Origin of the sequence: Mycobacterium asiaticum, assembly GCF_001673315.1 — a bacterium.
Lineage (GTDB): Bacteria > Actinomycetota > Actinomycetes > Mycobacteriales > Mycobacteriaceae > Mycobacterium > Mycobacterium asiaticum_B.
Map to the genome: position 1 here is coordinate 41,195 of NZ_LZLQ01000092.1, position 11,351 is coordinate 52,545.

The 11,351-nt window shown below is 67.2% G+C and carries 10 protein-coding genes; 4 read left to right on the plus strand and 6 right to left on the minus strand.

Going from position 1 to position 11,351, the window contains the following annotated elements; translation table 11 throughout:
* Positions 1 to 11 precede the first annotated feature (11 nt).
* Positions 12 to 1,022: a MaoC family dehydratase gene (locus A5636_RS14325; protein WP_065159305.1), complete on the minus strand. Its 1,011-nt coding sequence runs from the start codon at positions 1,020 to 1,022 to the stop codon at positions 12 to 14.
* A 157-nt stretch (positions 1,023 to 1,179) separates the two neighbouring features.
* Here A5636_RS14325 and A5636_RS14330 point away from each other — a divergent pair, with 157 nt between their 5' ends.
* Both A5636_RS14330 and A5636_RS14335 read left to right on the plus strand, forming a co-directional pair.
* Positions 1,180 to 2,307, plus strand: coding sequence for an acyl-CoA dehydrogenase family protein (locus A5636_RS14330; RefSeq protein ID WP_065159316.1), 1,128 nt, complete (start codon positions 1,180 to 1,182; stop codon positions 2,305 to 2,307).
* Between the two features lie 72 nt (positions 2,308 to 2,379).
* Complete coding sequence (locus tag A5636_RS14335; protein WP_065159306.1) at positions 2,380 to 2,754, plus strand: CD225/dispanin family protein; 375 nt, start codon at positions 2,380 to 2,382, stop codon at positions 2,752 to 2,754.
* A 4-nt stretch (positions 2,755 to 2,758) separates the two neighbouring features.
* Here A5636_RS14335 and A5636_RS14340 read toward each other — a convergent pair whose 3' ends face one another.
* The 5 genes from A5636_RS14340 to A5636_RS14360 form a co-directional block, all read right to left on the minus strand.
* Positions 2,759 to 3,694 carry an enoyl-CoA hydratase/isomerase family protein gene (locus tag A5636_RS14340; RefSeq protein ID WP_065159307.1) on the minus strand — a complete coding sequence of 312 codons (936 nt, stop codon included), beginning with the start codon at positions 3,692 to 3,694 and terminating at the stop codon, positions 2,759 to 2,761.
* 3 nt (positions 3,695 to 3,697) lie between these two features.
* The gene (gene fadD4 / locus A5636_RS14345) at positions 3,698 to 5,221 is read right to left on the minus strand and encodes a fatty-acid--CoA ligase FadD4 (protein ID WP_065159308.1); all 1,524 of its coding nucleotides are present in this window, start codon (positions 5,219 to 5,221) and stop codon (positions 3,698 to 3,700) included.
* A gap of 92 nt (positions 5,222 to 5,313) precedes the next feature.
* Entirely contained in the window at positions 5,314 to 7,134 is a 1,821-nt protein-coding gene (locus A5636_RS14350; protein WP_065159309.1) for a phosphoenolpyruvate carboxykinase (GTP), read from the minus strand.
* A gap of 210 nt (positions 7,135 to 7,344) precedes the next feature.
* A complete protein-coding gene (locus tag A5636_RS14355; RefSeq protein WP_155763821.1) occupies positions 7,345 to 8,901 on the minus strand; it encodes a hypothetical protein in 1,557 nt (518 codons plus the stop codon).
* On the minus strand, positions 8,898 to 9,881 hold the full coding sequence (locus A5636_RS14360) for a hypothetical protein (protein WP_065159310.1): 984 nt from the start codon (positions 9,879 to 9,881) through the stop codon (positions 8,898 to 8,900). Before A5636_RS14360 ends, A5636_RS14355 begins: the two co-directional genes overlap by 4 nt.
* 182 nt (positions 9,882 to 10,063) lie before the next feature.
* Here A5636_RS14360 and trmB point away from each other — a divergent pair, with 182 nt between their 5' ends.
* Positions 10,064 to 10,807 (plus strand): tRNA (guanosine(46)-N7)-methyltransferase TrmB, encoded by a 744-nt coding sequence (gene trmB, locus A5636_RS14365; RefSeq protein ID WP_065159318.1) that lies wholly within the window; start codon positions 10,064 to 10,066, stop codon positions 10,805 to 10,807.
* On the plus strand, positions 10,808 to 11,351 hold a 544-nt coding region (locus tag A5636_RS14370), incomplete at its 3' end, for an NYN domain-containing protein (protein WP_065159311.1).

Genomic DNA, 11,351 nt, shown 5'->3' on the forward strand with positions numbered 1-11,351 from the left:
GGACCGGGACGTCAGAACTGCAGCGCGTCGAAGCGCCAGTCCAGCACCTGCCGGTCCGGTTCGCCGGCCTCCTCGCTGACCGCATAGACCAGCGAGCGCAGGCCCAACACCCCGCCGCTGGCTGTCGGCTGAGCGGCCTCGACGTGCAGTTCGCTGTAGAGGGTGTCCCCCTCGTGCACCGGGCCGGTGTGGTCGCAGGATTGCCAGGCCAGCACCGTCGCCAGATTCGGCAGCAGCCGGTTGGCCTGCGCGAAGGCCAGCCCGATGGTGTGCCCGCCGTAGACCAGCCGTTGCCCGCCGACCCGCCGGTCGTGGTGGGTGGCAGCGATGTTGAAGGTGAGCCGGGCCAGTTCGGGCGCGCTGGTCACCACGTCGCCGGTGCTGTGCAGCACTGTGCCGGCCAGTGCGGCGTCGAAGTGCGGACCCGGCACCCGCAGCCGGAACGTTTCGGAGTCCCAGGCTTCGGTGGGGTCGACGACGGGTGCCGTCGCTTCGGCCCCGATCGCGGACAAGTCGTCGGCGGGTCCCGACCCGGACCACTGCGGGCTGGTGGGCAGCATCGCGCAGCGGTAGAAGTCCAGCACCAACTGATCGGCCTGGTCGATGGTCGTCATGCGCAACGCCGCCAACCCGGTTGGCGGCCGGCCCGGCTTGACCGAGTTGGCCCGCAACGCGACCACCTCGGTGCGGGTGTACAGGGTGTCACCGATCACCGGGAATCGGTGGAACCGCAACCCGCGGTAGAACAGGTTCGCTTTGACCCGCTGGGTCACCAGCGTGGACTGACCGATCGCCACGTCACAGACCAGGCCGGGGTTGGCCAGCGCGGCAGGCGCACCCGTGACGGCGGCGCAGAGTCCGGCGTCCAGTGTCAGCCGCAACCGGTTTCCCACGATCGCTTGGTGCGCGCCGGCCAGACCGGGAGACAGAGTGGCCGACGGCGCCCAGTCGAACACCTGGCCCACCCGCAGGTCGTCGAAGTAGGGGCCGCCCACCGGGATGTCCCGGTACCCGTTGGTCACAAGGGCTCATGCTGGCAGGCTGTGCGACCGGGGGTCAAACACCCACCCAGCCGAGAGTGAATTTCACGACGGGACACGCCGGTTCGGCGTCGCCGTCTTCACTCTGGACCGATGGAAAGGCGTTGGCGTGAGCAGTGAACTTGACGACGACGAGGCGATGCTGGTCGCCACCGTGCGGGCGTTCATCGATCGCGAAGTCAGGCCCACGGTGCGTGAAGTCGAGCATGCCAACACCTACCCGGAGGCGTGGATCGAGCAGATGAAGCGGATCGGCATCTACGGCCTGGCCATCGACGAGGAGTACGGCGGATCGCCGGTGTCGATGCCGTGTTATGTCCTGGTCACGCAGGAACTCGCGCGGGGTTGGATGAGCCTGGCCGGCGCGATGGGTGGGCACACCGTGGTTGCCAAGCTGTTGACCTTGTTCGGCACCGAGGAGCAGAAGCGGCGGCATCTGCCGGCGATGGCCAGCGGCGAGTTGCGCGCCACCATGGCGCTCACCGAACCCGGCGGCGGTTCGGACCTGCAGAACATCACCACCACCGCCGTGCAGGATGGCCCAGATACGTTGGTAGTCAACGGATCCAAGACCTGGATCAGCAACGCACGCCGGTCCGGGCTGATCGCGCTGCTGACAAAGACCGACCCAACCGCCACACCCCGGCACAAGGGCATCTCGGTGTTGCTGGTGGAGCACGGACCGGGTTTGACGGTGTCACGAGACCTGCCGAAGCTCGGCTACAAAGGGGTCGAATCCTGCGAGCTGTCGTTCGACGACTTCCGGGTGTCGACGTCCGCTGTGCTGGGTGGCGTTGCGGGCGAGGGCTTTTCGCAGATGATGAAAGGACTCGAGACCGGTCGTATCCAAGTGGCGGCCCGCGCCCTGGGCGTGGCCACCGCGGCTCTCGAGGACGCCCTGGCCTACGCTCAGCAGCGGGAAAGTTTCGGCAAGGCGATCTGGAAGCATCAGGCCGTCGGCAACTACTTGGCCGACATGGCAACCAAACTCACCGCGGCGCGCCAGCTCACCCGGTACGCCGCCGAACGGTACGACAGCGGCCAGCGTTGTGACATGGAGGCCGGAATGGCCAAGCTGTTCGCATCCGAAGTCGCGATGGAGATCGCCTTGAACGCGGTCCGTATCCACGGTGGCTACGGCTATTCCACCGAGTATGACGTGGAACGCTATTTCCGCGACGCACCGCTGATGATCGTCGGCGAGGGTACCAACGAGATTCAGCGCAATGTGATTGCCTCACAACTGGTGGCGCGCGGCGGGATTTGACGTCTTACGGGTATATTTGCCTGACTTATCCGGCCCCGATACCACCGCGGCGACCCGACGGAAGGAAGCTGCATGAGTTATCCCTCTGATCCGTATGGAGGTTCGCCGTGGCCGGGTCAGCAGCCGAACTACGGATACCAGCCGCCCTACGGTGGCCAGCCCCAGCCGGACAACTACCTGGTCTGGGCAATCCTCAGTACCGTGCTGTGCTGTATGCCGGCCGGGATCGTGTCAATCGTCTACTCCAGCAAGGTTTCCGGGCTGTGGGCGCAGGGACGCTATGGTGAGGCGCAGGCCGCGTCGGCCAACGCCAGGAAGTGGGCGATCATCAGTGCCGTCGCCGCCGTCGTCTCCTGGGTGGCGTTGATCATCTTCTACGTCGTCGTGGGCGTGGTGATCGTCTCGAATACGCCGTCCACCACCATCACCACCTATTCCGGCTACTGACCGGTCAGTCCCGGATCGCGTCCACCAGCCCCCACGCCAGTGCCGTCTCGGCGCCGATGGTCTGACCGGACAGCACGAGATAGGCGGTGCGCCAGCGGCCGATCCGCCGGGTGACGCTGACGGTGCCGCCGGCGCCGGGAATCAACCCCAAGCTCAGTTCGGGCAGACCGAACACCGAATCCCGATCCGCCTCGACCCAGCCGCAGAATGCCGCCATCTCCAATCCACTGCCCAGCACTTGGCCGTGCACCTCGGCCCGGCAGGCCCGGCCGAACCTGGCGGTGAGCTCGTCGAGCACCAGCGCCGGGCTGTGCCGGGTGCGGGCCAGGTGTGCGCTGGCCGGGTCGGCAAAGGTGCCGAATTCGGCCAGGTCGCCGCCGCTGCAGAAGGACGGGCCGTTGCCGCTCAACACGATTGCGCTGACCGAGAGATCCAGTTGCGCGACGGCGAGCAGCTCCAGCAACGCCGCGCGCATGTCGGTGGAGAACGCGTTGTGCCGCTGCGGTCGGTTGAGTTGAATACGCAGGGTATCACCATCGCGTTGGGCCCGAACGGGATCGGCGATCTGGGGCAGCACTGCTGCGCCTCGCTCGCGGAGCCAGCGGGCGAACTCCGGACCCGCCTGCAGCGTGGAGTAGGCCAGCGATTCGGTCACCACGCCCGCCGGCGTCGCACCATCCGGGTCGATGCTGCGCAGCACGTCGTCGCAGATCGCACTGGCGTGTGGCCAGTGCTCGCAGCGTCGGGTCAGGTCGGCGAGGGCTTCGGGCACCGAGTCGACGGTGACTACCCGGCGATCGTCGCAGGGTTCCTCGCTGAGGGTGAATGTTGCCGTTTCGAGCCAGTATTCGTCAGTAGTCGGGCCGCAGCCCACCAGGACGCCGGGTGTCACCCGGCCATCCGTTGCCGGCGGCGCAGACAGGTCGACCACCCGGAGCATCGGTCACACCGAGTATTTCTCGACCAGCCCGTTCTTGTACAGCTTGCCGGTGTCGGTGCGCGGCAGCTGGGCTTCGAACGCGATCGATCGCGGACACTTGAAGTGCGACAACCGCTCTCGTAGCCAACCCAGTAACTCTTCACCGAAGTCGTCGGTGGCATCGGCCGGGTCGACGGTCTGCACCACGGCCATCACCCGCTGGCCCATCTCGTCGTCGGGTACGCCGAACACGGCCGCGTCCAACACCTTTGGGTGGGTGACAAGCAGGTTCTCGGCTTCCTGCGGGTAGATGTTCACGCCGCCGGAGATGATCATGTGGTGCCGGCGATCGGTCAGGTACAGGTAGCCCTCTTCGTCGAGGTAGCCGATGTCGCCGACGGTGGCCCAACCGTGCTTGTCTCGGGAGGCCGCGGTTTTGGTCGGGTCGTTGAGATATTCGAAGGTAGTTCCGCCCTCGAAATAGATCTCGCCGGCCTCCCCGGGCGGCAGCTCTTTCCCGTCCGGATCCAGGATGTGTATGCCGCCACCCATCGGCTTGCCCACCGAACCCGGGTGCGTCAGCCAGTCCTCGGCGAAGATCAGCGTCGACCCGTGTGCCTCCGAGGAGGCGTAATACTCGTCGACGATCGGCCCCCACCAGTCGATCATCTGCTTCTTGATCTGCACCGGGCATGGCGCGGCCGCGTGCATCACCCGCTTGAGGCTGGAGAGGTCGTACGAATCACGAACGGAATCAGGCAGTTTGAGCATCCGTACGAACATCGCAGGGACGAACTGGCCGTGCGTCACCCGGTAGCGAGCGATGGCGTCCAGCGTTCCTTCCGGGTCGAACTTCTCCATCACCACCGTGGTCAATCCCGCTGCCTGCACCGTCATCGACCACACCGACGGCGCGGTGTGATAGAGCGGCGCCGGGCTCAGGTAGACCGTCTGCGGGTCCATCCAGAAGTCCACCAGCGCCGACATCATGCCCGGCGCCTCTTCCGGTGGGAGATGCGGCAGTTCGCGTTTGATGCCCTTGGGCCGCCCGGTGGTGCCCGACGAATACTGCAGCAGGTCACCCTCGATCTCGTCGCCGATCGGGGTATCGGGTTGGTCGGCAACACATTCCGGATAGCGCTGCCAGCCGGGCAGATCCCCGTCGGCGATCAGCAACAGCTCCGGCAGCCCGCCGGGAAGATGCTCACCCAACCCCGCGAGGACGTCGCGCAGCGCCACAGAACCGATGATGGCCTTGGCGTTGCTGTTCGCCACGATGTAGGCCGCTTCCGCCGGCGTCAGATGGGTGTTGATCGGCACGTAGTACAGGCCGCTGCGACGGGCCGCCCACATCACGGCGTGCATGTGCTCGTTGTTCTCCAGCAAGATCGCGACGGCGTCGCCTTCCCGCAATCCCGCCTGACGGAACTTGTGGGCCAGACGATTTGCGCGCGCCTCGAGTTCGCCGAAAGTCACCACCGTGCCCGACGGGTGCAGGATGACCGCGGGCTTGTCGGGATGGGTGAGGGCGTGTTGCCGGATCTGCATGGCTGAAACTCTACGAGGGCAGGCTGCACCGACGTAAAAGCACCTGACGCGCTGTGCGTGCAGGTGCTTTTACGGTTGTTCGCGGGGGCAGGCTACTCGGCCAACCGCGCTTTCAAAGCCTCGAACTCGTCGCGAATGCCCGTCGGCAGCTTGTCTCCGACGAAGTCGAACCACTCCTCGATCAACGGCAACTCTTCGCGCCACTCGGCCGCCTTGACCGCCAAGGCCGATTCGACGTCGGCGGCGTCAGCCTCCAAGCCGTCCAGGTCCAGGTCCGCTGCGGTCGGCACGACGCCGATGGCGGTGTCCTGGCCACCCGCGTTGTGTTCGATGCGGTCGACGATCCACTTCAGCACCCGGCTGTTCTCGCCGAAGCCCGGCCACAGGAACTGGCCCTCGTCGCCGCGGCGGAACCAGTTGACGAAGAACACCTTGGGCAGCTTGGACTCGTCGGCGTGCTTGCCGAGGTTGATCCAGTGCTGGAAGTAATCGCCGACGTTGTAACCCAGGAACGGCAGCATGGCCATCGGGTCGCGGCGCACGGTGCCGACCTTGCCTTCGGCCGCGGCGGTCTGCTCACTGCCCATCGTGGCGCCCATGAAGACGCCGTGCTGCCAGTCGCGCGCCTCGGTGACCAGCGGCACCGTGGTCTTGCGGCGGGCACCGAACAGGATGCCGGAGATCGGCACGCCCTGCGGGTCGTCCCACTCCGGGGCCAGGATCGGGCACTGCGACATCGGGGTGCAGTACCGCGAGTTGGGGTGCGCGGCTTTCTCGCCGTTGCCGGGAGTCCAGTCGCGGCCCTTCCAATCGATCAGGTGCTGCGGGTCGCCTTCCAGGCCTTCCCACCACACGTCACCCTCGTCGGTGAGCGCGACGTTGGTGAAGACCGTGTTGCCGCCCTCGATGGTGCGCATGGCGTTGGGGTTGGACTGCCAGTTGGTGCCCGGCGCCACACCGAAGAACCCGAACTCAGGGTTGACCGCATAGAGGCGGCCGTCCTTGCCGAACCGCATCCAGGCGATGTCGTCACCGAGGGTCTCGGCCCGCCAGCCCGGGATGGTGGGCTGCAGCATCGCCAGGTTCGTCTTGCCGCAAGCCGAGGGGAACGCCGCCGCGAAGTAGTACGCCTTGTTCTCCGGGGAGATCAGCTTGAGGATCAGCATGTGCTCGGCCAGCCAGCCCTCGTCGTGGGCCATCGCCGACGCGATACGCAGCGAATAGCACTTCTTGCCCAGCAGCGCGTTGCCGCCGTAGCCCGATCCGTAACTCCAGATCTCGCGGGTCTCCGGGAAGTGGGTGATGTACTTCGTGTCGCTGCACGGCCACGGGACGTCTGCCTGGCCCTCGTCCAGCGGTGCCCCGACCGAGTGCAGTGCCTTGACGAAGAACCCGTCGTCACCGATCTTGTCCAGCGCGGCCTTGCCCATCCGGGTCATGGTGCGCATGGAGACGACGACGTACTCGGAGTCGGTGATCTCCACGCCCAGCTTCGGGTCGTCGGCGCCCAGCGGACCCATGCAGAACGGCACCACGTACATGGTGCGGCCGCGCATCGATCCCCGGTACAGGTCCGTCATGATGGACCGCATCTCGCTGGGGTCTTTCCAGTTGTTGGTCGGGCCGGCGTCGACTTCGCGCTCCGAGCAGATGAAGGTGCGCGACTCCACCCGAGCGACGTCGGAGGGGTCGGACAGCGCGAGGAACGAGTTCGGGTGCTTCTCCGGATTGAGCCGGGTGAAGGTGCCCGCCTCGACCAGCTGGTCAGCCAGCCGCTTGAATTCCTCGTCGGACCCGTCGGTGAACACCACTCGGTCCGGCTGAGTGAGTTCAGCAACCTCCTCCACCCAGGACAGCAGCCCCTGATGCTTGGTGGGGGCGGTATCCAGACCGGGAATGGTTGCTGAGGTCATCGAACTCTCCTGAATCTCGCGGGCGGGGCGATCGTCGGTTGTCGGCTCGTTCTGTCGCGTGCGCTTGCTATAGGTATTGCCAGCGCGACGGGAATCACACTTCGCGGTTTGTTTTCACTTAGCGGTTTCTTATACAGATTATCGCGGATCACTTGTCGGGTGAGGCCTGGGCGGGTATAAGCCTTCTCACAAGACCGATTCAGAAGAGTCTCATCCGGTCAGAAAATCGCCGCGACCCGCGTCCGACCGCGACGAGATCTTTGCCCGGATGATCCCTGGGTCGGTGGCGGTACTAGATATACCTGGTTCGCCCAACTCGGCGCGAATCGCCTCGATCGCGGCCAGGATGGTCGGCATCTCCCGGTCCCGAACCGCCGCCGCTCGGGCCGCCGCCAGGGTATGTTCGCGCAACTCAGCGTCGATCAAGTTGATCTGGTCGTTCACCCGGACGTTTTCGGTTTCGTCGTGCGCGCTGACCGCGGTGGCCAGCACGGCCTCGGCGTCCAGCACCCGGCTGGCCACGAGTTGTTCGGTGACCGAACGCAGTGACGACGTCACGTCTCCCACCCAGCGGTCCAGTACGGCGCGGTGGCTGAGCAGGCGGCGGATATTGACCAACCACAACGTCATCGCCAGGCCCAGCGCCACACACGCGGCGATCCCGACCCCCACCACCGGAGGCGCCACCCCGGGGTGCAGCCGCGACAGCAGACCGGCAACGACACGGCTCAGGGTGAGGGCCACCCCGAGACCGAACACAGCGCCGACCACCATCAGCAGCCGGGTTTCCAGCCGACGGGATTTGAGCGGCGGCGGGGGCACCGCAACGGCGGGCAGTTTGCCCAGCGGCGGCAGTTCCATGGACACCCCGGTCACCTGCGCGACGTCGGCGAGGTGGGCGTCGTTTCCGGCGACGACCTCGTTGACCACGTCGTCCAACCGCTGTCGGACGTACTCCTCGAACGCCGGGATGCGCCGCCGGGTCAGCGTCGCGATGTCCTCTTGCAGTTCGCTGCGCACCGATGCGCAGCGGTTGCGCGCGAAGTAGGACAGCTGAACCCGGGCCTGCTGAATCTGACCCCGCATCGTGACGGTGCGCTCGGTCCTCGACTGCCGGCGCTGGCGCAGGGCAGCGCTGCGTTCCTCCCGCAGCGCCTCAACCCGCGCCCGGCGCCCCGCCCCGTCGGCATCCCGGTCGAATCGTCCGGCCGCCTTCTGTAGGCGCGCCTCCCAGGCCCGCAACCGGTTGCGTCGGGCCAGATCGGAGTCGGCGAGTTGCGCCTGCACGGTTGCGACCAGCGCGTCGACCTGCGGTTCCCCCACTTCCGGGGCGGCGGCGACGCCGAGCCACGGCACCTTGCCGTAGCGCGGCGCGTGCTCGGCCAGGCGAGCGCGGTTGGCGTCCAGCACATCACGCCAGGTGAGGTGAACGTCGATCTTCGTCACCACCCCGACCACCATGTCGGTGTTCTCGGCGGCCGCGTCGAGCAGCGTGCAGTCGGACCCGGTCATCGGGGCCGACGCCGAAACCACGAACACCACCGCCAGCGGTGCATCACCGGGGCCAAGTTCCGGTGACTCGACGACGGGATATTGCGAAATCCGCTCCCGCAGCGCGACTGCCACGCTGGTGACTCCGGCCAGCCAGGGACCGGCCACCAGCACCACGTCGCGACGATTGATCGCGGGCGCGCCCAGATCGGGTCCGATAGCGGCGACCATGTCGTCCACCCGGGCGGCCGGGTCGTCGCGATGCGCCGCGCTCACCGGGCCTCCCGGCCGTCACGGACCGGCACCCCACCGGCCCGCGACCACAGTCGCAGCGATCCCCTGGTGATCTCGGCCGCGCACGCCCGGTGCAGGTCGACGGCCGCGGTTCGGCGGTAACGCTGCCAATGCACGGCCCGCTGCAGCGGCGCGGTGGGTCCGAGTTCCAGCTCTTGGGCCTGCGCCAGGTCAATTGCTGCCGCCATGCGGGCCGCGGCCGTGTCGTCACTGGACAGAAACGCGCCGATCCGCGCATCACCGATCGCCAGCACCTCCAGCTCGGCGATGGCGTCGAGCACCCGGCGATACCGCTGCTGCGCGCCGGCCACAACGAGGCGCTGCACTATCGCATCCACGCCACTGACCCGGCGCAATATAGCCCGCACACCACCCGGCCCGGCCCCGCGCCGCACCGCGGCCACCGCCAGCGCGAGGCCGAACAGATCGAGGACTCTCAACAACCGCTGCCGCTCGCGCACCGGCACGGCGAATTGCGCCGTCAGGAAACCGTCGAAACCGCCGTCGAGGCTGGCAAGCCCGCCGGGGTCGGCCGCCAGCTCGCGCAGCGCCGCCCAGCTCGTCGCATCGAAACCCTCGAAAGCAGCGACGGCGAGCAACCCGCTCATCGGCAGCATCGGCGCTCCGACCAGCTCGGCGAAGTCCACACAGCGGGCGCCCGCCGCGGTGATCGGGTTGTCCCCACGCGCGAACCCGCCGAGGTCGGCCTTGTTCAGCACCCCCAGCGTCGCGCCGGCGTCGGCATCTTCGGGTTTGGCAACCTCGGCGATGACGTAGACCTGCAGCTCCGCGCCTTGTGCTGGCGGCTCGGTCGCGACCGTCAAACCCGCCGGTCCGCCCACCCGGTCCAGCGCGGCGGCCACGGTGCGCCGTCCCACTCCCGGACGCCCGCGGACCGCCACCCGCAGTGGCGCCGCCATGCGCTCCGCAACCGCAAGAATTCGCTGGTCAGCGACCTCCATGGCGAAGCGCGTCAGTTCCTCGACGAAAATTCGATGCCCCTCTCCGTGCCGCTGGTCGGCAAACGGTCCCCATCGAATCGTGGCATTTGCGTCGCCAGGATGCGAGCCAGGTGTCCGCTGTTACCAGCCGAAGGCAACTGTTGGGTATCAATCTGGACCTGAGGCGGCTACACCCGGTGTTCATGAGCCACGATGGGGGAATGCATGCGCAACCCGGGGTGGGGTTACGGCCCGATACACCCTGGGGCTATCTCCCCGCCACGAGTTTCCGCTCCCGGCGTTCTGCGCTGTCGAACACGCAGCGCGACACCTGGGAACGCCGGTGGCCGGAACTGGGCAGACAGGCCGAGTCGCCGCCGGGTGAACCGCTGGACACCCAGGAGTGGTTCGGGCGCACGGCGCCGTTGGTGCTGGAGATCGGCTGCGGCAGCGGCACGTCCACCCTGGCGATGGCCAAGCAGGAGCCCGGCATCGACGTGATCGCGGTGGAGATTTACCGCCGGGGCCTGGCGCAGTTGCTCTGTGGGATCGACAACGAGCAGATCAACAACATCCGGCTGATTCGCGGCAACGGCATCGATGTGCTCAAAGACCTGCTGACACCGGGTTCGCTGACCGGTGTTCGGGTCTTCTTTCCCGATCCGTGGCCAAAAGCCCGGCATCACAAGCGCCGGTTGCTGCAGCCGGCGACGGTTGCGCTGATCGCGGACCGGTTACTCCCCGGGGGTGTACTGCACGCCGCAACGGACCACCCCGGTTATGCCGAGCAGATCGCCGAGGTCGGCGATGCAGAATCCCGACTCGTCCGCGTCGACCCGGGCTCCGAATCACTACCGATATCGGTCACCCGACCCACGACCAAATACGAGACGAAGGCCCAAGAAGCGGGCAGTACCGTCTGCGAATTCGTATGGAGGCGGCGCTGAATGACAGAGGTAGCGACACCCGCACCGGACGCCCTGGCCGGCCCGTCGATTCTGGCGGGCGATTTGTCGCAGGACGGTTTGACCGCATTTCCCGAGCCGATAAAGCGCGTCCTGCTGGTGTGGGATGCGCCGAATCTCGATATGGGGTTGGGTTCGATTCTGGGCCGCCGGCCCACCGCGCTGGAACGTCCCCGTTTCGACGCGCTGGGCAGGTGGCTGCTGGGCCGCACCGCCGACGTGAGCGCCGCGGCGCCGGAGGGGCCGGACCTGCGGGTCGAGCCCGAGGCCACCGTCTTCACCAACATCGCACCCGGTAGCGCCGAGGTGGTACGGCCGTGGGTGGACGCGCTGCGCAACGTGGGATTCGCCGTCTTCGCCAAGCCCAAGATCGATGAGGACAGCGACGTCGACCGCGACATGCTCGAACACATCGATCAGCGGTTCGCAGAGGGCTTGGCGGCTCTGGTGGTGGCCTCGGCCGACGGTCAGGCGTTCCGCCAACCGCTGGAGGAAGTCGCCCGGGCCGGGGTCCCGGTTCAAGTGC

Coding starts and splice junctions, on each gene's coding strand:
- A5636_RS14330 (WP_065159316.1), top strand. CDS start 1,180: ATGCTGGTCGCCACCGTGCGGGCGTTCATCGATCGCGAAGTCAGGCCC.
- A5636_RS14335 (WP_065159306.1), top strand. CDS start 2,380: ATGAGTTATCCCTCTGATCCGTATGGAGGTTCGCCGTGGCCGGGTCAG.
- A5636_RS14340 (WP_065159307.1), bottom strand. CDS start 3,694: ATGCTCCGGGTGGTCGACCTGTCTGCGCCGCCGGCAACGGATGGCCGG.
- fadD4 (WP_065159308.1), bottom strand. CDS start 5,221: ATGCAGATCCGGCAACACGCCCTCACCCATCCCGACAAGCCCGCGGTC.
- A5636_RS14350 (WP_065159309.1), bottom strand. CDS start 7,134: ATGACCTCAGCAACCATTCCCGGTCTGGATACCGCCCCCACCAAGCAT.
- A5636_RS14360 (WP_065159310.1), bottom strand. CDS start 9,881: ATGGAGGTCGCTGACCAGCGAATTCTTGCGGTTGCGGAGCGCATGGCG.
- trmB (WP_065159318.1), top strand. CDS start 10,064: ATGAGCCACGATGGGGGAATGCATGCGCAACCCGGGGTGGGGTTACGG.